The following is a 22019-nucleotide window of genomic DNA, read 5'->3' on the forward strand; positions in this document are numbered from 1 at the left end:
ATTCCATGTTCAAATATCTAATTTGTAGTATATTTGTTCTACTTTTTATGAATAAAGAAAAATGAAAATAATAATTGCTGGTGCAGGTGAAGTAGGGTTTCATTTAGCAAAATTATTGTCTTACGAATCGCAAGAGATTACCTTAATTGATATAGACAAGGAAAGTTTAGCATACGCAGATACGCATTTAGATATAAAAGTTATAAGAGGCGATGCTACATCTATAGCTATTTTAAAAGAGGGACATGTAGATAATTGTGATTTGTTTATTGCTGTTACAGCAAGTGAAACAATTAATATTACGGCTTGTGTTTTAGCTAAACAACTCGGAGCAAAAAAGACTATTGCTAGAATTACTAATACAGAGTTTATTAGTCATAAAGATGAAGTAGGCTTTACAAAATTTGGTATTGATGAGTTGATTTCGCCAGAGTCTCTAGCAGCATCAGAGATTGAATTGTCTTTAAAACAGTCTTCCTTTAATGATACTTACGAATTTGAAGATGGTGCTTTAACCATGGTAGGTTTAACATTGTCTAGTTCTGCTTCTTTTGTTGGAAAAACTGTTAAAGAAGCTGCTAAAATTTTTCCAGAAATACACTTTATACCTATCGCTATACAACGTTTTGGAACCCAATACACAATTATTCCAAGAGGCGATACCAAATTTAGAAGAGGCGATAATGTAGTATTTATTACTTCTGAAGGTGGTGCTGAGGAGCTTTGTACAATGACAGGTAAATCTAATAGTGAGATTAAAAATGTCATGATTTTGGGCGGAAGTGAAATTGGTTATAAATCCGCTAGAGATTTGAGTGATAAAGGGTTTAATGTTAAACTTTTTGAAGCTAATAAAGAGCGTGCTTTTGATATTGCTGATGATTTGCCAAACGTACTTGTTATACAAAGTGATGGTAGAAATGTAGATGTTTTAGATGAAGAGAATATTGCAGATATGGATGCATTTATTGCAGTTGGAGATAACTCTGAAACCAATATTATGTCGTGTTTAATGGCTAAATCTAAAGGTGTTAAAAAGAGTGTAGCTTTAGTTGAAAATATGGATTATTTTGAACTCTCACATTCCGTAGGTATCGAAACACTCATCAATAAAAAATTATTAGCCGCAAACAATATTTTTAGATACATACGCAAGGGAGAAGTTGTTGCTATGACGAAGCTAAGTAATATGAATGCTGAGTTATTAGAGTTTGAGGTAAAGGCAACGTCATCAATCTGTAACAAATATATTAAGAAAGTAGATTTCCCAAGATCAGCTATTATTGGCGGAGTTATTAGAGATGATAAAGGAGTTATCGCTTTAGGGGATTTTAAAATTCAAGAAGGTGATAAGGTTGTAGTTTGTAGCTTATTACAATCTATAAAAGGTGTTGAAAAACTATTCCGTTAATGAAGCTCAACTACAAAATTATTTTTCATTTTTTAGGACTATTACTGCTATTTAATGGTGGTTTTATGTTGTTGTCCTCATTAATCAGTCTAATCTACCAAGATGGGGTGTCGTTTCAAATGTTTTTAGCAGGAATCACGACGTTAATAGTCGGTATTGTTGCTATGCTTTTTACCAGAAAGCATAACAAGGAAATGAACAAGCGCGAAGGATATATAGTGGTAAGTTTTGGTTGGATAATTATGTCGTTGTCTGGTACATTGCCTTATGTGTTTACAGAAAGTATTCCTAATTTTACCAATGCTTTTTTTGAAACGATGTCTGGTTATACTACAACAGGAGCATCTATTTTAAACGATATAGAAGCAGTGCCCAAGGGCGTACTGTTTTGGAGAAGTTTAACCCACTGGATTGGAGGTATGGGAATCATCGTGTTAGCCATTGCCATATTACCTTTATTAGGTATTGGTGGTATGCAGCTTTTTGCAGCCGAAGCACCAGGGCCAAGTGCCGATAAATTACATCCTAGAATTACCGATACAGCAAAACGATTATGGCTTATTTATTTTGGCTACACTGCAGCAGAAACCTTGTTGTTAAGTGTTGCAGGTATGTCATTTTTCGATGCCATAAATCATGCGTTGTGTACGTTGTCAACAGGAGGGTTTTCCACTAAAAATGCAAGTGTTGCTTATTGGAATGGACAACCCATAATACAATACATTATCATTCTTTTTATGTTTTTAGCAGGAACTAATTTTGTGCTTAGTTACTTTGCTTTTAAAGGTAAGGTTCAAAAAATAATTAAGGATGATGAGTTTAAACTCTATTTCTGGTTTATTGCCATATTCACTATCATAGCAGCTTTAATTATATATTTTAGAGCAGATGTTTCGGCATCCTCAGTAAACCATCCTATGGTTTGGGGAGAAGGAGAAAGCGCATTTAGGCACGCCTTATTTCAGGTATTAGCTATTGTTACTACAACAGGATTTGTTTCGGCAGATTATACCATGTGGACGCCCTTTTTGGTTGTTTTCTTTTTTGGTCTCATGTTTTTAGGAGGTTCAGCAGGAAGTACTTCGGGAGGTGTAAAAGTAGTTCGCCATTTAATTCTTATAAAAAATGGTTTTCTAGAATTTAAGCGTACTTTACATCCAAGTGCTATATTACCAGTGCGTTATAATAAGCGTGCCATCTCAGGAGATATCGTTTTTAATATTCTTGGTTTTTTTATCCTATACATGTTGTCATTTATAATAGGCTCGCTTGGGTTTTCCATTATGGGAATAGAATTTAAATCAGCTATAGGTTTGGCGGCATCAACTTTAGGTAATGTAGGGCCCGCAATCGGCGATTTTGGTCCAGTAAACAATTACGCCCCTTTACCGGCAGCAGGCAAATGGTGGGCATCGTTTTTAATGCTTATCGGTCGTTTAGAACTCTTTACGGTTCTTATTCTACTTACACCATTTTTCTGGAGAAATAGGTAATACTTACATCATTTTTTTAAATTTTTAGGCGTTACCCACAAGGGGTCGGGCTATCCGTTATATCTTTTTTGCAGAAAAAGCAAAAAAGGATGCCACTACTATCCCTAACGCGGGTTTGTCTGCTAATAGTTTGGTTTTCAGTAAGGGGGTTGTAACATTTTCTCAAGTTTGTCGTCAATATAGTATATCAATCAAAAAACAATCAATCATGGAATTAGTATTAACATCAAAAAAATTAGGACGTTTAACAAAACAAAAACAAGACTATGTAAATGAGCCTTCAGGGTTTTTAAATTCGCAATACAAAAATGTTGTAGAGCGTAGTTATAAGCGTAAAAATAAAAGCTCAATTTTCGGAATCAGACAACGCATTAAAAGTAAAAGTTATGCAACAAGTTGTGTTGCAGAAACTACTTTAAAATTGTCATTGTTTCTTGTAGTGATGGTAATGATTTTTAATTAAAAACTAATTAAGAAAGATTCAACCCTTTTATTAACCTGCCTGATAGCAGGTGGCCAAATAAAAATAAAAACCCGCAAACTTAAAAGTAGCGGGTTTTGTTATTGTGCGTAGTTTTGATTTAACTAACTACAGCTTTTATACGCTTTAAGGCTTCAATAATTTGTTCTTTTGATGCTGCATAAGAAATTCTAATACAGTTAGGGTTGCCAAAAGCATCACCCGTTACGGTTGCCACCAAAGCTTCTTCTAATAAGTATAAAGAAAAATCTGTCGCATTATTTATTTGCTTTCCTTTTAATGTTTTACCAAAATAATGACTAATATCTGGAAATACATAAAATGCTCCATCTGGTGTGTTGGCTTTAAAACCATCAATATTGTTTACTAAGTCTAAAATTAAATCACGACGTTCTTTAAACTCATCAATCATGTATTGAACTCGCGAAGGCGGCTCTGTTAATGCTGTAATAACAGCACGTTGCGCTATACAGTTTGCGCCACTAGTAGTTTGCCCTTGTAGTTTATTACATGCTCTTGCCACTTTTTCTGGAGCACCAATAAATCCAATACGCCATCCCGTCATCGCAAAAGCTTTAGAGACACCGTTTACCGTAATGGTTCTATCGTACATGCCATCTATTTCAGCAATACTGGTGTGACCTTCTCCGTAATTAATATGCTCATATATTTCGTCTGATACCACATAAACATCAGGATGTTTTGCTAAAACAGCAGCTAGAGCTTCTAACTCAGATTTACTGTAAACCGAACCACTTGGGTTACATGGAGAGCTAAACCACATCATTTTAGTTTTCGGAGTAATAGCTGCTTCTAATTGTTCAGCAGTCATTTTAAAATCGGTATCAATAGATGTTTTAACTTCAACAGGAACGCCACCAAATAATTTTACAATATCTGCATAACTTACCCAATACGGACAAGGTAGAATAACTTCATCTCCATCATTCAACATTACTCCTGCAACATTAAATAATGATTGTTTTGCTCCAGTAGAAACTACAATTTGAGAAGGTTTATATGCTAAATTATTATCACGTTTAAATTTTGTGATGATAGCATCCTTCAATTCGCCATACCCATCTACAGGTGTATATGAGTTGTAGCCATCATTTACAGCTTGAATAGCTGCTTCTTTTACAAAATCTGGGGTACTAAAATCAGGCTCACCTAAACTCAAGCCAATGATATCTTTTCCTTCTCCTCTTAATTCTCTTGCTTTTGCTGCCATAGCTAATGTGGCAGACGTAGACATGTCTAAAATTCTATCTGATAATAATTGCATTTTTTTTAAAATTTGATCAGTATGTATATTTTTAGGCTAAACTAGGTTTTTGTCCTAGCGTTTTTAATTGATTGTAATGCTCTGAAACAGCTTGCCAAAATGTATTGTATTCATTGTAAGGTAAACTGAATTCTTGAGCTGTTTCCTTAACAATTTTTGCAATTTTGTTATAATGTATATGGCTAATGTTTGAAAATAAATGGTGTTCAACTTGCCTATTTAAACCACCAGTATAAAACTCAACAAACCAACTTTTAGGTGAAAAGTTTGATGTAGTAAATAATTGATGAATAGCCCATGTATTTTTCATGTTACCTTCTTTATCAGGTAAAGGCATTTCAGTATTTGGCATAACATGTGCCAATTGGAAAATAACACTTAAAATGATACCTGCGGTATAGTGCATAACTAAGAAGCCAATTAAAACTTCCCACCATGTAAACCCAAGGGATAGAGGTAATACAACCCATATACAATAATAAACTATTTTGCCAATAATTAATTTTGTCCATTGCGTTGCTGGATTGGGCATCTTTCCATAGGCTAGTTTTCTCTTTAAATACCTGTAAGTTTGTGTAAAATCTGTAGTAATGGCCCAATTTGCAGTTAATAATCCATATAAGAAGAAAGCATAATACTTTTGGTATTTATGGAATCTAAACCATTTAGCATGTTTTGAAAAACGGATGATTCTTCCTGCGTCAATATCTTCATCATGACCTTGAATGTTAGTGTAAGTGTGGTGTAGAACATTATGTTGTACTTTCCAGTTATAATCGTTACCAGCCAAAATGTATATACTACTTCCCATGAGTTTGTTAACCCACTTTTTACTAGAAAAAGAACCATGATTAGCATCATGCATAACATTCATTCCAACACCAGCCATACCAATACCTACTATTACCATACCTAGTATTTGTGACCAAGCAGGTAAATCAACAGTTAAAATTAATACTGCAGGAACAATTAATAATGAGAACATCACTATGGCTTTAGTATATAATTTCCAGTTTCCTGTACGTTTCAGATTATTTTCTTTAAAATAATCATTAACCCTTTTGTTCAATGTCTTGAAAAATTTTGCAGGATCTTTTCTTGAAAACGAAAGTGCTTGCTTACTCATAATAATTTAGTTTAATATAAATAGTTTGACAATCAAATTTACAAACTATGCGACAAATATATGTATTATACAACGCAACAAAGAACGTTTTTATGTAAAAAAATGGATATGAAAAGTATATTTTTGTTGAAAATTTAACAGTCATGCAGCTTCTTTTAAAGTATTTTCCTAACCTAACTGAAGATCAGGTATATAAGTTTAAACAATTAGAGACTTTGTACCAAGATTGGAATTTGAAAATTAATGTTGTTTCTCGAAAAGACATCGATGAATTATATATGAGGCATGTGCTTCATTCTTTAGGAATTGCCAAAGTGATTTGTTTTAAGCAAGGATCAAAAATTCTTGATGTTGGCACTGGTGGAGGTTTTCCTGGAATTCCTCTAGCTATATTATTTCCTGAATGTTCTTTTCATTTGGTTGATAGTATTGCAAAAAAACTCAAAGTTGTTGATGAGGTTGTTGCTGGTTTAGGCTTAAATAATGTAAAAACAACACACAGTAGAGTTGAGGCGATTGATGATAACTATGATTTTATAATAAGTAGAGCTGTAGCTGCAATGCCTACATTTGTGCATTGGGTAAAGGGTAAAATTGCAAAACAACAAAATCATGAACTTAAAAATGGTATTTTGTATTTAAAAGGAGGTGATTTATCAGAAGAGCTTAAAGATTATAAAACAACATCTATTTATAATTTAAGCGACTATTTTGAGGAAGATTTTTATGAAACCAAAAAAGTGGTTCATTTACCAATGAAATATAGAGGATGATTACTCGATTTCAACTAAAGTATTTACAGTATTATTGAAGAAGAAATAGTGGTTTTGGTACCAATATGTGTTCCTATACTGTTCAATGGAATGTATTTTTTTACTTGGTATGATGATAGAGTTTGCTCTGTCAAAATTTCTTTTGGCTTTAGCTAATTGATTGGTTTTCTGGTAAACTATGGCTAAACCTAAATATGCATCAAAATCCATAGTGTCAAATTTTATAGCTTCAGAAAAGTCAGAAATAGCATTATCAAAATTTTCAATAAATAAATTTGCAACACCTCTGTAAAAGTATGCAAAGGCATTATTTTTATTAAGCCTTATCGATTTTGTTAAATCTATGTAGGCATCCTTATAATATTTAATCTGCATTAAAAAGGCACCGCGGTTATAGTAATTGTTGGCACTAGGTTCAATTAAAATAGCTCTAGAGTAGTCTGCTGCTGCATTTGAAAATTGCTCAATGGCATTGTATGCAGAAGCTCTTAAAATATAAACATTGGAGTTAATAGGGGCTTGCTCTGCTACTTTTGAAAAATCTTTTATAGCACTTTCATATTCTTCCAAATCTAATTTAACACAAGCTAAGCTATACAAAGCATCAATAAAATTTTCGTCGAGCATAAAAGCTTTAGCATAGTCTTCTCTCGCTCCTATTAAATCTTTGGCGCTATATCTTGAATTTCCTCTATTGAAATAAGTGTCTGCATCTGGTTCTTCAACTATAATTTTAGAATAATCAACTATAGCACCTCTGTAGTCCCCTAAATCATTCTTTGTAATAGCTCTATAAAAGTAAGCATCTAAATTTTTTGGTTCTTCAGCTATAACCTGATCTAAAAGTTTAATTTTTTCATTTAGATCTGTAGTTCTAAGTGCTTTTCTATACACCTTTTTTATTTGCCCAAAGGAGAGCAAAGGTATAACGATGACTATTAGGAGTATTGTTTTTTTCATTTTCAAAACTTAAGCAGCAAATAATATGCCGTTTTTTAAAAAAAATAAAGTTAGTAATAATTTTTAGACAATAGAATTTAGACTACAATCATTTAATATATAAATGATAATATGTTATTTTTTGTATTAAAAATATGAAATTAAATACAGGTCAATGTAATTTGTCGTAAAAACTTGCATTATGTCGATAATATTTATTACATTTGAAAATCAATTGTTTTGCCAATTGTTAGTCTCTCAATAAGTTTATTGCTCCAAAACTAATTTATATGAGCCGACCAAATTCTATCAACTATTTTCAGACCGTTTTTTTTCTATTCTTTATTTTAATAGGATTTAATTGTGAATTATTTTCTCAAACGGCTGATTTTAAAGTACAACACATTCAAGATGAAGTAGGTAATACGGGTAAAATGAATACAACATTTACACCTGTTAATTCATTAAATAGTGCTATTGAATTATCCAATAATAATAGAAAAACACATGGTGGACCACAAACAAACAGTGGAAATAGACCCGGAGATGATATGGCTGGTGCTAGACAGCTTACAAGTGTAAATACTTTAACTTATTATAGAGAATCTAACTCAGATAGTAGAGATATGCGTTTTAATACCTCTATTTGGGAGTACATAGGGCAGTCTGGTGGAGATAATGAGCTTATAGTTAGAGGGAGGTTTGCAATTAGTTTAGACGGAACGGCTAACAATGTAACCCAAGTTATATCAGGAATAATAAGTGCTAATAAATGTATCCCTTTCATAACAGGTATAATGAATAATGCAACATCTCAAGATGCAGATTCTGCAACTGCTATAGCATATTTAGAAGATAGTACAACTTTGAGGGTGCAGAAGGGATCCAATGCCAATGATGTAACTGTATATATAACACTTGTAGAATTTACAGGAACTAACTGGACTGTTTTGCATGGGGATTCTGGGAATTCAAGTTTAGATTCAGGGTCCATAACATTAAGGGATGGTTCAGATGGTACGGGTACTCCTACCAATGTTTCTTCTTGGAACGAATCTGTTATTTTTAGTCATTTTAGAGCAGATACAAATGCTAGTGGTGTTAATGATGCTATTTCAGATTTATGGCCAGTTACAGATCCTGGTTCAAACGATCAAACTGTAGATTGGACTTTTCATCATAATCATGATTCTGAGGGAAGTAATAGGCATTTTGTACATATTCTTAGTAATACAGGGTTAAATGTTACTCGCTTTCAAAATACCTCCAGAAATGCTGGAGAAACCGCAATAGATATTACCACTGCTGGACTTAGTGATGTAAATCAGGCTCTCATAGTTGGTTCTTCTTCTTCTAGTGGACGAGGTACTGCATATGGAAGAGGCTGGAGGAATTATTATCTGAATTCTACAACTGAAGCGGCACATTGGGTACATAGAAATAACAATACTTTATCTCATGAAATCCAAATAATCGATTTAAGTGGTTTACAAACTACCTATTCTGGACCTGAAATAAATATAGTGGGGAATGGAATAGATATTCCAGATGGAAATACGGCTATCTCATTAACTGATTTTACAGATTTTGGAGATATAGAAGCTACTGGAGCCGTTTCTGTTTCACATACTTTTACTATCGAAAATTTAGGAACTCTTGATTTAACATTAGATGACCCAAGTCCTTACATAGTCATAACCGGCAGTACTGCTGATTTTACTTTAACAGCTAATCCAAGTACACCAATTGTGGCTGGAGCAAGCACTACATTTACAATTTCTTACGATCCAACTACTTCTGGCACTCATTTAGCAACAGTTTCTATTGCTAATAATGATACTGATGAGAACCCATATACATTCTTAATACAAGGTAGAGGAGAGTATTGTGCTTCAAATGGAAGTACAACCCTTGATACCAGTGTCACCTATGTTGAAATTAATACAATTTCTAATGCTCATGGTAAAGCCTCCGGATATGAAGATTTTACAAATTTGTCAACTAATGTTTATAAAAACTCTACTCATAATTTAACTGTAAATGTAAATACCGATGGCAACTTTGAGGTATTTACCATAGCTTGGATAGATTGGAATAATGATGGGGATTTTGATGATTTAGGAGAAGAATATGATTTGGGTTCTGCCACTAACGTAACAGACGGTCCTACTTCCAATTCACCCCTAGCAATAACAATTCCTGAAAGTGCAGAGATAGGTTCTACAACCATGCGTATAGCTACAAAATGGCAAAGCTACCCTTCAAGTTGCGACGCAAGTTTTAATGGCGAGGTTGAGGATTATACAATTAATGTTATTGATTATTTAATTGATTTTGATGGGGTTAACGAATGTATCTATTTTCAAGATAATCATGATTTAACTGGTGCCTTTTCTTTGGAAGCATGGGTGTTTCAGGAGTTATCAGTTACTAACGGTACAATTGTATCCAAAGGGAATATTGATCTTTCGCTTAGAACAGGGTATCATTTAAGTTTAACAAATAATTATCCAAATTTAGTTTGGTATGATAATTCAAATAATGAAGTATTAAATATTACATCACCATTCGCTATTCCAAATGAAGAGTGGCATCATGTTGCTGCTACTTATGATGGAGCTATAGCTAAATTATATATTGATGGTTTAGAAGTTGTTTCTGGCACACCATCTGCAGCACCTATTGATACGCCTAATTATTTTATTGTAGGTTCAGATATAGCAAATTTTGCAACAACTCCAGTCGATATTAATTTTTTTAATGGGGCCATTGAGGAGGTTAAAATTTGGGATGTTGCTTTAAGTGAAGCTCAAATCAGAGAAATGATGAATCAGCATATTGAGCAAAATACTACAAGTGTTAAAGGTTTAGAGACTAAATTGGATATAACAGGAGGGTTATTATGGAGTAATTTACTGGGATATTATCCGTTAGATTCTAATACCGCTTTTGATAGTTCTAGTAACGGTATAGATGGTATACCAATTAATATGAATAGCTCTCAACGAATTACAGCACCACTTCCTTACGAAACTGATGGTGATAGTGATTGGGATACAACAACAACTTGGTTGAATGGGGATGATATCTATTTGCCCAATTCTATTGGATTAGATGGAATTACCCCAATTGATTGGAATATAGTTGAAATAACAAATAATATTAGCTCTGGAAATAGGGATATAACATTAAATAGTTTGGTTACTATAGCAGGAACACTTACTGTTGCAAATCCTAATGAATTTTTAAACGAGACAAATTCTGGGCATAGCCTAACAATTTCTAAGTATTTAGAGTTAGATGGTATAATTGATTTGGTTGGAGAATCTCAATTAATTCAGACAGAAGGAAGTATTCTTGATGCTAATAGTGGTGGTTTTATCGAAAGAGACCAGCAAGGAACTGCTAATGGTTATAATTACAACTATTGGTCTTCATCAGTGGGCCCCATAGGAGGAGATGTTGATGTAAGAGGTAATGGAGTAGCAGCAACAAATATGAATCATACTATAAGTGGACAAATAAATGATGGAACATTATCAGCATTTTACCAAGATCTTCTATTTAGCGATTCTCCTAACGGTAGTGGAGGTATTCCACCACCAGGTTTTGCTAGAACTATAAGTACATATTGGTTGTATAAGTTTTATGGTACTGCCGATGATTACTCTGCTTGGGAAAAGATAGACGAGTCAACTTCAATATTGCCTGGGGAAGGATTTACAATGAAAGGAACTTCTGGAGCGGTGCCAATTACTTTACAACAAAATTATGTGTTTACAGGACTGCCAAATAATGGTGATGTTGCTATAGAGCTAGATAATTCTTCTGGTGATGTTGAAAGGCTTATTGGAAACCCATACCCATCTGCTATAGATGCCACAGAATTTATTTTAGATCATATGAGTATTTCAGATGGGGGTAATAATGTCACAGGAACTGTTTTTAATGGAGCACTATATTTTTGGGATCATTTTGGAGAGGAAAACTCACATTTTCTTGCAGAGTATGTTGGTGGTTATGCCACAAGAAATTTAATTGGAGGAGCAGCAGCCATTGCAAACGATACGAGAATTAATGCAACAGGTTCTTCAGGTACCAAAATACCAGGGGCTTACATAGGTGTTAATCAAGGCTTTTTTGTTTCCACACTTATTGATGGTTTTGATAATAATAATGGTGACCCTATAGCTACCGTAGACGGAGGAGATATTGTGTTTAAAAATAGCCAACGCGTTTTTGCTCGAGAAGATGGTGCAACATCACAGTTTTTCAAATCATCTAGTTCCAAAAAAGAAAAAGCTTCCAAGGTTAAATATAATACGCCTAGAATAACACTTAAATATACCTCACCAATGGGTTATCATAGGCAGATTGTACTGGGTACAGATAGTAAAGCCTCGGAAAATTTTGATATAGGTTATGATTCATTTATGGTAGATGTTAATAAGGAGGATATGTATTGGATTCTTAACCAAAATAGGTTAGTGATTCAAGGGGTTGACGAATTTAATGAGGCACAAGAGTTTCCTTTAGGAATTAAAGTTAATGAAGCGGGTATTGTAAAAATTCAAATTGAATTATTAGAAAACTTAGATGAGCACCTATCAATATATATAAAAGATACTTTAACTAATGAGACATATAATATAAATAATAATTCTTTTGATCTATTTTTAGATAAGGGAGTTTATAATGATAGGTTTTCTGTTGTTTTTCAAAGAAATACTAGATTATCAATTGATAATGATGAAATTCTAAGCAATGTTTTAGTTTATTATGATTTAGAATTATCTGAATTAAAGATTCTGAATAAATATGGAATTTATATTTCAAAAGTTAACTTATATAATTTATTAGGTCAAAATGTAATGGGGTTTGAGGTAGATTCTTCAAAAAACGAATCGATTCCTTTTATTTTGTCGGCTGGTACATATATTGTGAAATTAAACACTGAAAAAGGGCAAGTGAATAAGAAAATAATTATTAAATAATCACTTTTTTTTATTTAACAAAGCACGCTTTTTTTTCTGTAAATAATCTTTTTCTAAGCTGTTTGTTACAGTCATTAAAGCTAAATTAATATAGCTTATTGCTTTTTTAATATTTTTAGTTTTTGAGTAAAACTCTGCTTTAGCTCCGTAGAATAAATAAGCGCGTTGATGCAAATCGTCTGGTTTAATTTGTTCTAAATAGCTTTTTGATAATTTAAAGTCATTAGTTTGCATACACACAATAGCCATAGTAAGTAAATGAGTAGGCATAGGTTGTAATATTTGCAAGCATTGGTACCAATATAAAATTTTATACCAATCTGTATTTTCAAAGGTTCTAGCTTTTAAATGCTCTGCGGCAATTGCAGCTTCGTAATGATAGCATGAAAATTCGGAATTCTCTACAGCTTTATTCATCATGGTATTACCCAGTTCAATTAATGGAAAAAACCATAAACTTCTATCTTGATTTTTTAGATCTAAAAGTCCATTTTCTGTATTCGTTTTGCTTTCTAATCTTGATGCATGAAAACACATTAATGCACATAACGCATAAGTCTCTGATGTCCTAATAAGCTTATTTTTTAAAAGAATTTTAGTTAGCCTAATGGCTTCCATACACAGTTCTTTTCTAATAAGTTTTTCTTTTGTATTGGAATGGAACCCTTCGTTGAAAATAAGATATAGAACCTCTAAAACTGTTTCTAAACGTTCCTTTAGAGCTTTTCCTCTTGGGATTTTAAAAGGGATATTTGCATCTCGAATTGCTTTTCTTGCACGAGATAATCTTTTTTTTATGGTTTCCTCTTTAGTTAAAAGTCCTGAAGCAATTTCTTTAATACTAAAACCTGAAACTGTTTTTAAAGCAAACGAAATACGATCTCTAGAATCTAGTTTTGGATGGCAAGCCGTAAAAATCATTCTAAGTTGTGCATCTTCTATTTCGGTATCTAAAAATAAATCGTTTAACGCAATAGTGTCAGTACCTTGATTTAAGTTTGGTAAGTTATTTTGTTCAGTTTTAAGCTTTCTGAAAATATCTATAACTCTATTTTTTGCAGCTTTTGTTAACCATGCCTCAGGGTTGTCCGGTAGTTTAGTTCGCCAACTTAAACTTGCTTTTATGAAAGTGTCTTGTACAGCATCTTCAATAATATCAAGATGTTTAAGTCCGAAAATTCGAGTTAATACAGAGACCATCTTTCCGCTATGATGACGAAAAAGATGGTCAATTAGTTTGTGTTCCATTAACGATCAAATACCATAATTTCACGAATTTCTACAGTTCCACCTAAATCGTAATCTGGGAAATCTTGTGCTATTTTAACAACGTCATCAAAGTCTTTGGCAGAAACGGTATAATAGCCACCAACAATCTCTTTTACCTCTGCAGAAGTTAAATCTGTAACTGTTCTGTTTTTTCCAACCACTCTTCTAATTTGTGGTGTTAGAGCTTCTCCGCCTTTAAGAATGCCTTGTTCTTGCATTTTGTTACCCCAAGCAAACCATTTGCCCATTCTTGTTTGTAGCTCTTCAGGAGATAGACCTAAATCTGTGTAATCTGCTCCAGTGAAAATCATCATAAAATCCTTCATAATTATATGTTTTTTTTGGTTTATATAGTTAAGACGTTTGAACTTTAAAGTAAAGGGACACTTTTTGCAAAAAAAATTATTTCTGTTTAACTAAAAAATTATTTTTTAAATATCTAAAAATAATAGCTTAATATTGCATTTTGTATACAAAATGCAATATTAAATAAATGATTGAACACACAGACTTAAGTAAACCTATTTATAAACGCCTTAAAGAAATGATTCGTAATGGTGAGTTAAAGCAAGGAGAAAAGCTGGTTCAAGAAAAAATTGCAGAACGTTTGGGTGTTAGCAGAACACCTTTAATGAAAGCGCTACTAGCATTAGAAAACGAGTATTTAGTAGAGAGTAAACCCAGAAGAGGTATGTATCTACGTGTGTTGGATCGCAAAGAAATTATAGATATATATGTTTGTAGAGAAGCTATAGAGGGTATGGCAGCTAGAGTATTAGCAACAAAAAAGAATATGTCTCATGTTTCTCAATTAAAAGCATGTTTTAATCCATTTACAAGTGATACAGATATTGATGTAGATGCTTATGCAAAAGCTGATGAAACTTTTCATTCACTACTTATAAAGTTAACGGATAACACACCTCTAGATAAAATTTATTTTTTCAATGATATACATGATAGAGTTGTTGGACATGGATTGGTAAGAGCTCCAAAAGATACATTAAAGGAACATTTTGATATAATAGAAGCTATAGCAATAGGTGATGCTGATAAAGCAGAGGCTTTAACTAGGTTACATATCAATAAATCAAAAGAATTATTAATAAATCAACATAAAATCAAAACAAGTGAGTAATTACAAAATTGCAGTAGTACCTGGTGATGGTATAGGGAACGAAATTGTACCAGAAGGCCTAAGAGTAATTGAAGCGGTAGCTAAAAAGCATAATTTTTCAATAGAAACAGAAACCTTTGATTGGGGAGCTGGCTATTATCAAAAAAATAATAAATTCTTACCAGATGATGGTATTAAAAAGTTGGAAGCTTTTGATGCTGTATATTTTGGTTCCGTAGGACTTCCAGCTGTTGATGACACATTACCAGCAAAGGATTACACATTTAAAGTGAGAACACATTTTAATCAGTATGTCAATTACAGACCAGTAAGAACTTATCCGGGTGTAACGAGGCCTATACGATCTGAAAAACATATTGATTTTGTTATTGTAAGAGAGAATAATGAAGGTGAATTTGTGCAAATGGGTGGTCAGTATTTACCTGATTTCGAAAACGGTATGGGTATAGATACTAGTGTTTTTACAAGAAAAGGTATTGAAAGAGTAGCACATTATGCTTTTAAATTGGCAAGAACAAGACGTAATAAAGTAACTCATATTACAAAATCAAATACCCTTATAAATAGTCTATCATATTGGGATAGAGTTATTGGAGAGGTTGCAGAACAGTATCCAGATGTAGAACATCAACAAATGTATATTGATAACTCTACAGCGATGTTTGTTTTAAAACCCGAGCAGTTTGATGTAGTACTAACCACTAATTTGTTTGGAGATATTTTAAGTGATTTAGGAGGTGCTATTATGGGAAGTCTTGGTTTAGGAGGTAGTGGTAATGTAAATCCAGAAAAAGAATTTCCTTCTATGTTTGAGCCTATTCATGGGTCTGCACCGGATATTGCAGGACAAAATATCGCTAACCCATACGGACAAATATGGTCTGCAGCTATCATGTTAGAGCATTTAGGAGAGGTAGAAGCTGCGAATAATATAATGAAAGCTATTGATAAATCAACATCTAATGGTGTTTTAACAGTAGATCTAGGTGGAAACGCAAGTACATCGGATGTTGCCGACTCTGTAATTGCTAATCTATAAAATAGTTAAAATGAAAAAGGTTGTAGACTTAACCATGACCTACCATAACGGTATTAATGGTTTTTCAAAAGAAGTTTCAAGAACTAAGAATAAAGATGGTTGGAACGCAAGTACGCTGACATTTTATTCTCATGTTGGGACACACATGGATGCACCTTTTCATTTTAATGTAAGTAATCAAACCATTGAAGATATACCTGTCTCTGATTTTATAGGACGTGCCTGGGTTGTAGATGCTCGAAATATTGATGCGCAAGGCCTAATAACAGTAAGCCATATAAAAAAAGAAGTGGTTGAAGAATTTGTTGCAGGTGATAGTTTAATTATTTGGACAAGTTGGTCTAAGTATGCTGGTACACAAAAATACAGAGATGAGTTGCCTAGAATTAGTGAAGAACTCGCAAAATGGTGCGTAGATAATAAGGTTAAAATGATAGGGGTAGAACCTCCGTCAGTAGCCGATGTTAATAACCTTGAAGAGGTTACTAGAATTCATGAAATTTTGTTGGCTAGTGTTGTAATTATTGAAGGTTTGACGAATATAGAAAAGTTAGACTCTGATTGTGTAGAACTGATTGCTCTACCTTTAAAAATAAAAGATGGTGATGGTGCGCCTGCGCGCGTCATTGCCATTGATAAATAATAATGTCTAAAAATTTACAATCTATTTTACAAAAACTCCCCAAGGAGGATAGAAGTGATTATCGTTCAGGAAATAGTCTTCTATTCTCAGAAATGAATAAAGCTTGCATTGTAATTGATGATGATCCAACAGGTAATCAAACGGTATATGGTATTCCTTTACTTTCAGGATGGGAGGTAGGTCATTTTGTTGAAGAGTTTAAAGCAGGTACTCCTGTATTTTTTATTTTAACCAATTCAAGGAGTTTAACACCACAAAAAACTTCCGAGATTTATAAAGAAATAGCAAAAAATATATTAAAAGCTTCAGAAATCACGAAACGAAATTTTACAATTATCAGTAGAAGCGATTCTACTTTAAGAGGACATTTTCCTTTAGAACCTCAAACTTTAAAAATAAATTTAACACTTGAGTCAGCCACTACAGTATTTCTTCCTGTTATGTTTGAAGGAAATCGAGTAACATTAAACGATATACATTATATACATGAAGGAAATGAATTGATACCTGTCAATGAAACACCTTTTTCAGAAGACCATTCTTTTAAATATTCAAAGAGTAATTTAAAGGAATATATTGAAGAAAAATCAAATGGAGAAGTAAAGGCTTCAGATGTACTTTCATTTTCTATCGAAGATGTAAGAAATATAGATGTTAAGGTTCTAGCAGAACATATTTGCCTTATTCCTCCAAAATCATACTGTATCTTTAATAGTTTAAATTATAATGATTTAGATAAAGTATCTCAGGCTTTGTTATTAGCAGAAAAGCAAGGAAAACAAATGATTTATAGAACTTCTAGTTCTTTTGTGCCTTCTTACATTGGTTTATCACCCAGAGGGTTGTTAACTTCAAAAGAGGTTTTTACTGATAGTAGCTTACATGGGGGGGTAATAATAGTAGGGTCATATGTTAAAAAATCTTCAGAACAACTACATAATGCTTTATCTATTTTTAACCCTGAAAGTATTATTGAGGTTGAAGTAGCTAAAGTTCTTTCAAATAAAACAAATTATATTGAAGATATATTAAAAACTATTGATGATACTATTCTTAAAGGAGAAGATGTAATTGTATATACTAGTCGTAAGTTAGTTACGGGGTCTGATGTTCGTGCCAATGTTGATATAGCTGGTAGGATTTCTAATGCATTAGTTGATATTGTTAAAGGTATTACAGTAAAGCCAAAATACTTAATAGCTAAAGGCGGCATTACATCACATGACATAGCTACCAAAGGACTTGGAATGAAGCGATCAAAAGTGCTGGGGCAAGTTCATCCAGGGATACCACTATGGAAAATGGGTTCTGAAACAAGATTTCCTAAATTACCTTACATCGTTTTTCCAGGAAACGTTGGGAATGCAGAAACTTTACAAAAGATAATAACTAAACTAAAAAACCATGATTAATAACTCAAAACGATACCGATTTTTTCTTGGGTCTTTCTTAATTACTTTATTATTATATATAGATAGAGTCTGTATATCCTCAGCCAAGGATGCTATATCTGGGGATCTTAATTTAACGGATATTCAAATGGGTTGGGTGTTAAGTGCTTTTGCGCTAGGTTATGCACTATTTCAAGTTCCGGGAGGGGCTTTGGGTGATAAGTATGGTGTTAGAAAAGTAATGACGGGAATTATGATATTATGGTCTATTTTTACTTCATTAACAGGATTTGCTTGGAATTATATTTCAATGCTATTTTTTAGGTTTCTTTTTGGAGCAGGAGAAGCAGGTGCTTTTCCTAATATATCAAGAGCTGCGTTCTCTTGGATTCCAACTAAGGAAAGAGGAGCTTTTCAGGGTATTAACTTTTCAGGGTCTAGATTAGGTGCTGCTTTCGCACTACCACTTGTGGCTTATTTAATTGATTCTTGGGGATGGCGAAATATATTTTACTTCTTTGGTGTTATAGGTATTTTGTTTGCGATTATGTTTTATGTGTTTTTTAGAAATAAGCCAGAAAATCACCCAGGGCTTTCAGATACTGAAAAGAACTATATTGTGAAACATAGGCAGCAAGAAGTTGAAAAAAGAGGTGGAAATTTGGCTTTGGGGAAAATTTTAGGATCAACAAATGTAATTTTAGCCATGATACAGTATATAGGGAGTAATTTTATTTTCTTTTTTATGCTAACATGGTTATTTCCTTATATAAAAGCTAAGTATGAGTTAAGTTTAGTCGCTACAGGCTTTTATGCTATGTTACCTTTACTTGCAGGGGCTGTTGGGAATTGGACCTCTGGTTTTATGGTTGATGCTATTTATAAAACGGGAAAGTGGAAATTGTCTCGACAATTGCCTGCTACCATAGGTTTTGTATTGGTTGTTATAGGGATACTTTCTAGTTTATATATGGATACTGCTTTGGGTGCAGTACTGTGTTTATCTGTAGCCATTTTTGGAGCAGATATGACATTAAGTCCATCATGGTCATTTTGTATGGATATTGGCGAAGAAAACTCTGGTAAAGTTTCTGGGATGATGAATATGGCTGGAAATATTGGAGCATTTACAACTGCATTAGCTTTCCCATATTTACGCGAATGGACTGGAACTGACGAACCGTTTTTCTACATAGCTGCGGCTTTAGGTTTTGTAGCTATATTTTGTTGGTATTTTATGAATCCAAATAAGAAGTTGAGTGATGCATAAGTTAAAAGGAGTTGCTATAGGAGCTGGATATTTTAGTAAGTTTCAATATGAAGCTTGGACACGAATCCCTGAAGTGGAAATTACAGCGTTATGTAATTCTAATCAAGAGCGGGCACAAGGTATTATGAATAATTATGGTGTAAAAAAACATTACACTGATTATAAAGAAATGATACTAAAAGAGAAACCTGATTTTGTAGATATTATTACGCCGCCAGAAACACATTTTGAAATGTGTAAGTTTGCTGCAGATCATGGGGTTCATATTATTTGTCAGAAACCATTGGCCCCTACTTTTGAGGAATCTCAGATGATAGTAGATTATGTTTCCAAAAAGGATGTACGTTTTGTTGTACATGAAAACTTCAGGTTTCAACCTTGGCACAGAGAGATAAAAAAGTTACTAGATAATGATGAAGTTGGAGACCTATTCAATCTAAATTTTAGATCTCGAATGGGAGATGGATGGGGAGAGGATGCTTATTTATCAAGACAGCCTTATTTTAGAGACTATAAAAAATTATTAATTTACGAAACAGGAGTTCATTTTATTGATACGTTTCGATATCATGCAGGAGAAGTTAAAAATGTATTTTCTATTTTAAAACGTTTAAACCCAGTGATAAAAGGAGAAGATTCAGGATTAATGATATTAAATTTTGATTCTAATGCCACAGCTATATGGGATGCTAATAGGTATAATGAAAGTAATATAGAAAACTTTAGATACACATTTGGAGAATACCTTGTTGAAGGTTCGAAAGGATCTATTAGGTTGTATTATGATGGTAAAATAACAATACAAAACTTGGGGGAGGCAGAAAAAGAACACAACTACGAGCATAATAATGTTGGTTTTGCTGGTGATTGTTGTTACATATTTCAGCGAAATTTTATTGATAATTTAATTTCAGGATTGCCTTTTGAAACCAATGGCGATAGCTATTTAACAACCTTAAAAGTACAAGAAGCTGTATATAAATCAGCAGAAACCAATTTACCTGTTTTATTATAAATTCAGTGCATAAAAAAAGAGGTTTTTTTAACTAGAACCTCTTTTCTTAATGCACCTTTTTATTTTACTTCTAATAAGATTATATTATTCTCCCAAAAACGGATATCTATAATTGGTAGGTGTAACAAATGTTTCTTTTATCATTCTAGGCGATACCCAACGCAACAAATTTTGAGCACTTCCTGCTTTATCATTGGTTCCAGAGGCTCTTGCGCCACCAAATGGTTGTTGTCCTACAACAGCACCAGTTGGTTTGTCATTAATATAAAAGTTCCCAGCGGCATTTTGTAACGCTTCGGTAGCTTGTGTTATGGCAAATCTGTCTTTTGCTAGTATAGCTCCTGTTAATGCGTATTCACTTGTTTCATCAACGAGTTTTAAAGTTTCAGCATAATTATCATCTTCATATATGTAAATAGTGATTACTGGACCAAATAACTCTGTGCACATGGTTGTATACTTTGGGTCTTTAGCAACTATAACCGTTGGTTCAATAAAGTAGCCTTTAAGCTTATCGTAATTTCCTCCTACTATAATATCTGCATCAACATTGACTTTAGCATCATCAATATATTTTGCTAATTTATCGAATGAACCTTCATGAATTACAGCGGTAATGAAGTTATTCATGTCTTCAGGAGATCCCATCTTAAACGAGTTAACATCTTCAATAACAAAGCCCTTAATGTCTTCCCAAAGACTTTTTGGAATATAAGCCCTTGAAGCTGCACTGCATTTCTGACCTTGAAATTCAAAAGCACCACGAACAATTGCTGTAGCAACTTGTTTCGCGTCAGCCGATTTGTGAGCGACGATGAAATCTTTCCCTCCTGTTTCTCCAACAATTCTTGGGTAGGTTTTGTAGTTATGAATGTTATTTCCTATTTGTTTCCAAAGTTCTTTAAAAATGAATGTAGAGCCTGTGAAATGTAACCCAGAAAAATCAGGGCTTGCCATAACTGTATTAGTTATCATTACGGGGTCTCCAAATACTACATTTATTACACCAGGAGGGACACCAGCTTCTTCAAAAACATCCATAATCACTTTTGCAGAATATATCTGGCTATCACTAGGTTTCCAAACTACAACATTCCCCATTAACGCCATACATGCAGGTAAGTTTCCAGCAATGGCGGTGAAGTTAAATGGTGTTACAGCATAAGTAAAGCCTTCCAATGGACGATATTCTATTCTATTCCAAGCATCACTTGTGCTTTCTGGTTGTTCCATGTAAATGTCTGTCATAAACTGAACGTTAAAACGTAAAAAATCTATAAACTCACAAGCGGCATCAATTTCAGCCTGATGTATGGTTTTAGATTGTGCAATCATGGTTGCTGCGTTTATTTTGGCACGATAAGGTCCAGCAATTAACTCAGCTGCTTTTAAAAATATTCCAGCACGTTGTTCCCATGGCATTAATGCCCATGTTTTTCTGGCCTCTAAAGCAGTTGTAATAGCATCTTCAACATGCGTTTGTTCTGCTAAATGATAGGTTCCAACAATATGTTGATGATCATGGGGTGGTGACATTGTTCTGGTTTTCCCTGTAGATATATGTTTACCATTTATGTATAATGGTACATCAATTTTACTATTAAACATCGCTTTGTAAGTCTTAAGAACTGCGTCACGTTCTGGTGATCCAGGAGCGTAAGATTTTACCGGTTCGTTAATCGCAATTGGCACATTAAAAAAGCCTTTTCCCATGATTTTTGAGTTTTCGTTATTGAATTTTCAGTAAATGTG

Annotated in this window: 17 protein-coding genes; 11 read left to right on the top strand and 6 right to left on the bottom strand. The window is 33.3% G+C overall.

What is annotated here, in order from left to right; genetic code table 11:
- Window positions 1-61: 61 nt before the first annotated feature.
- From trkA to Q0772_RS14035, 3 genes are all read left to right on the top strand, one after another.
- Window positions 62-1411 carry a Trk system potassium transporter TrkA gene (trkA, locus tag Q0772_RS14025; protein ID WP_298346104.1) on the top strand — a complete coding sequence of 450 codons (1350 nt, stop codon included), beginning with the start codon at window positions 62-64 and terminating at the stop codon, window positions 1409-1411.
- Window positions 1411-2904 carry a potassium transporter TrkG gene (locus tag Q0772_RS14030; RefSeq protein WP_298346106.1) on the top strand — a complete coding sequence of 498 codons (1494 nt, stop codon included), beginning with the start codon at window positions 1411-1413 and terminating at the stop codon, window positions 2902-2904. The genes trkA and Q0772_RS14030 overlap by 1 nt, the downstream gene beginning before the upstream one ends.
- Before the next feature lie 208 nt (window positions 2905-3112).
- Window positions 3113-3367 (top strand): hypothetical protein, encoded by a 255-nt coding sequence (locus Q0772_RS14035; RefSeq protein ID WP_298346108.1) that lies wholly within the window; start codon window positions 3113-3115, stop codon window positions 3365-3367.
- Window positions 3368-3485: 118 nt separating this feature from the next.
- Here the strand turns inward: Q0772_RS14035 and Q0772_RS14040 are convergent, their stop codons facing one another.
- Together Q0772_RS14040 and Q0772_RS14045 are read right to left on the bottom strand one after the other, a co-directional pair.
- The gene (locus tag Q0772_RS14040; protein ID WP_298346110.1) at window positions 3486-4670 is read right to left on the bottom strand and encodes a pyridoxal phosphate-dependent aminotransferase; all 1185 of its coding nucleotides are present in this window, start codon (window positions 4668-4670) and stop codon (window positions 3486-3488) included.
- A gap of 31 nt (window positions 4671-4701) precedes the next feature.
- Window positions 4702-5796 carry an acyl-CoA desaturase gene (locus Q0772_RS14045; protein ID WP_298346112.1) on the bottom strand — a complete coding sequence of 365 codons (1095 nt, stop codon included), beginning with the start codon at window positions 5794-5796 and terminating at the stop codon, window positions 4702-4704.
- 143 nt (window positions 5797-5939) lie between these two features.
- Here Q0772_RS14045 and rsmG point away from each other — a divergent pair, with 143 nt between their 5' ends.
- Window positions 5940-6569 carry a 16S rRNA (guanine(527)-N(7))-methyltransferase RsmG gene (rsmG, locus tag Q0772_RS14050; protein WP_298346114.1) on the top strand — a complete coding sequence of 210 codons (630 nt, stop codon included), beginning with the start codon at window positions 5940-5942 and terminating at the stop codon, window positions 6567-6569.
- Here rsmG and Q0772_RS14055 read toward each other — a convergent pair whose 3' ends face one another.
- Window positions 6570-7529, bottom strand: a complete 960-nt coding sequence (locus Q0772_RS14055) for a tetratricopeptide repeat protein (protein ID WP_298346116.1) — start codon at window positions 7527-7529, stop codon at window positions 6570-6572.
- Between the two features lie 269 nt (window positions 7530-7798).
- Here Q0772_RS14055 and Q0772_RS14060 point away from each other — a divergent pair, with 269 nt between their 5' ends.
- Window positions 7799-12502, top strand: a complete 4704-nt coding sequence (locus Q0772_RS14060; RefSeq protein ID WP_298346118.1) for a LamG-like jellyroll fold domain-containing protein — start codon at window positions 7799-7801, stop codon at window positions 12500-12502.
- Here the strand turns inward: Q0772_RS14060 and Q0772_RS14065 are convergent, their stop codons facing one another.
- Together Q0772_RS14065 and Q0772_RS14070 are read right to left on the bottom strand one after the other, a co-directional pair.
- On the bottom strand, window positions 12503-13750 hold the full coding sequence (locus Q0772_RS14065) for a sigma-70 family RNA polymerase sigma factor (RefSeq protein ID WP_298346120.1): 1248 nt from the start codon (window positions 13748-13750) through the stop codon (window positions 12503-12505).
- Window positions 13750-14097 (bottom strand): YciI family protein, encoded by a 348-nt coding sequence (locus tag Q0772_RS14070; protein ID WP_298346122.1) that lies wholly within the window; start codon window positions 14095-14097, stop codon window positions 13750-13752. Before Q0772_RS14070 ends, Q0772_RS14065 begins: the two co-directional genes overlap by 1 nt.
- Before the next feature lie 167 nt (window positions 14098-14264).
- On the opposite strand from Q0772_RS14070, the gene Q0772_RS14075 reads away from it, so the two are divergent.
- The 6 genes from Q0772_RS14075 to Q0772_RS14100 are packed head-to-tail and all read left to right on the top strand — an operon-like array spanning window position 14265 to window position 20267.
- Complete coding sequence (locus tag Q0772_RS14075; RefSeq protein WP_298346124.1) at window positions 14265-14909, top strand: GntR family transcriptional regulator; 645 nt, start codon at window positions 14265-14267, stop codon at window positions 14907-14909.
- Entirely contained in the window at window positions 14902-15948 is a 1047-nt protein-coding gene (locus tag Q0772_RS14080; protein ID WP_298346126.1) for an isocitrate/isopropylmalate family dehydrogenase, read from the top strand. The genes Q0772_RS14075 and Q0772_RS14080 overlap by 8 nt, the downstream gene beginning before the upstream one ends.
- A 10-nt stretch (window positions 15949-15958) precedes the next feature.
- The gene (locus tag Q0772_RS14085) at window positions 15959-16591 is read left to right on the top strand and encodes a cyclase family protein (RefSeq protein WP_298346128.1); all 633 of its coding nucleotides are present in this window, start codon (window positions 15959-15961) and stop codon (window positions 16589-16591) included.
- A 2-nt stretch (window positions 16592-16593) separates the two neighbouring features.
- Window positions 16594-18003 (top strand): four-carbon acid sugar kinase family protein, encoded by a 1410-nt coding sequence (locus tag Q0772_RS14090; RefSeq protein WP_298346130.1) that lies wholly within the window; start codon window positions 16594-16596, stop codon window positions 18001-18003.
- Entirely contained in the window at window positions 17996-19252 is a 1257-nt protein-coding gene (locus tag Q0772_RS14095) for an MFS transporter (RefSeq protein ID WP_298346133.1), read from the top strand. Before Q0772_RS14090 ends, Q0772_RS14095 begins: the two co-directional genes overlap by 8 nt.
- A complete protein-coding gene (locus tag Q0772_RS14100; RefSeq protein ID WP_298346470.1) occupies window positions 19245-20267 on the top strand; it encodes a Gfo/Idh/MocA family oxidoreductase in 1023 nt (340 codons plus the stop codon). The genes Q0772_RS14095 and Q0772_RS14100 overlap by 8 nt, the downstream gene beginning before the upstream one ends.
- Before the next feature lie 84 nt (window positions 20268-20351).
- Here Q0772_RS14100 and pruA read toward each other — a convergent pair whose 3' ends face one another.
- Window positions 20352-21980, bottom strand: a complete 1629-nt coding sequence (gene pruA, locus Q0772_RS14105) for an L-glutamate gamma-semialdehyde dehydrogenase (RefSeq protein ID WP_298346135.1) — start codon at window positions 21978-21980, stop codon at window positions 20352-20354.
- Window positions 21981-22019 lie beyond the last annotated feature (39 nt).

The sequence above is a fragment of the uncultured Algibacter sp. genome, assembly GCF_947490405.1.
GTDB lineage: Bacteria > Bacteroidota > Bacteroidia > Flavobacteriales > Flavobacteriaceae > Algibacter_B.

What these genes read in the sequence shown, in the direction of transcription:
- Q0772_RS14040 (WP_298346110.1), bottom strand. Translation starts at nt 4,670, where the DNA reads ATGCAATTATTATCAGATAGAATTTTAGACATGTCTACGTCTGCCACA.
- trkA (WP_298346104.1), top strand. Translation starts at nt 62, where the DNA reads ATGAAAATAATAATTGCTGGTGCAGGTGAAGTAGGGTTTCATTTAGCA.
- Q0772_RS14095 (WP_298346133.1), top strand. Translation starts at nt 17,996, where the DNA reads ATGATTAATAACTCAAAACGATACCGATTTTTTCTTGGGTCTTTCTTA.
- rsmG (WP_298346114.1), top strand. Translation starts at nt 5,940, where the DNA reads ATGCAGCTTCTTTTAAAGTATTTTCCTAACCTAACTGAAGATCAGGTA.
- Q0772_RS14090 (WP_298346130.1), top strand. Translation starts at nt 16,594, where the DNA reads ATGTCTAAAAATTTACAATCTATTTTACAAAAACTCCCCAAGGAGGAT.
- Q0772_RS14070 (WP_298346122.1), bottom strand. Translation starts at nt 14,097, where the DNA reads ATGAAGGATTTTATGATGATTTTCACTGGAGCAGATTACACAGATTTA.
- pruA (WP_298346135.1), bottom strand. Translation starts at nt 21,980, where the DNA reads ATGGGAAAAGGCTTTTTTAATGTGCCAATTGCGATTAACGAACCGGTA.
- Q0772_RS14100 (WP_298346470.1), top strand. Translation starts at nt 19,245, where the DNA reads ATGCATAAGTTAAAAGGAGTTGCTATAGGAGCTGGATATTTTAGTAAG.
- Q0772_RS14075 (WP_298346124.1), top strand. Translation starts at nt 14,265, where the DNA reads ATGATTGAACACACAGACTTAAGTAAACCTATTTATAAACGCCTTAAA.
- Q0772_RS14085 (WP_298346128.1), top strand. Translation starts at nt 15,959, where the DNA reads ATGAAAAAGGTTGTAGACTTAACCATGACCTACCATAACGGTATTAAT.
- Q0772_RS14055 (WP_298346116.1), bottom strand. Translation starts at nt 7,529, where the DNA reads ATGAAAAAAACAATACTCCTAATAGTCATCGTTATACCTTTGCTCTCC.
- Q0772_RS14035 (WP_298346108.1), top strand. Translation starts at nt 3,113, where the DNA reads ATGGAATTAGTATTAACATCAAAAAAATTAGGACGTTTAACAAAACAA.
- Q0772_RS14065 (WP_298346120.1), bottom strand. Translation starts at nt 13,750, where the DNA reads ATGGAACACAAACTAATTGACCATCTTTTTCGTCATCATAGCGGAAAG.
- Q0772_RS14045 (WP_298346112.1), bottom strand. Translation starts at nt 5,796, where the DNA reads ATGAGTAAGCAAGCACTTTCGTTTTCAAGAAAAGATCCTGCAAAATTT.
- Q0772_RS14030 (WP_298346106.1), top strand. Translation starts at nt 1,411, where the DNA reads ATGAAGCTCAACTACAAAATTATTTTTCATTTTTTAGGACTATTACTG.
- Q0772_RS14060 (WP_298346118.1), top strand. Translation starts at nt 7,799, where the DNA reads ATGAGCCGACCAAATTCTATCAACTATTTTCAGACCGTTTTTTTTCTA.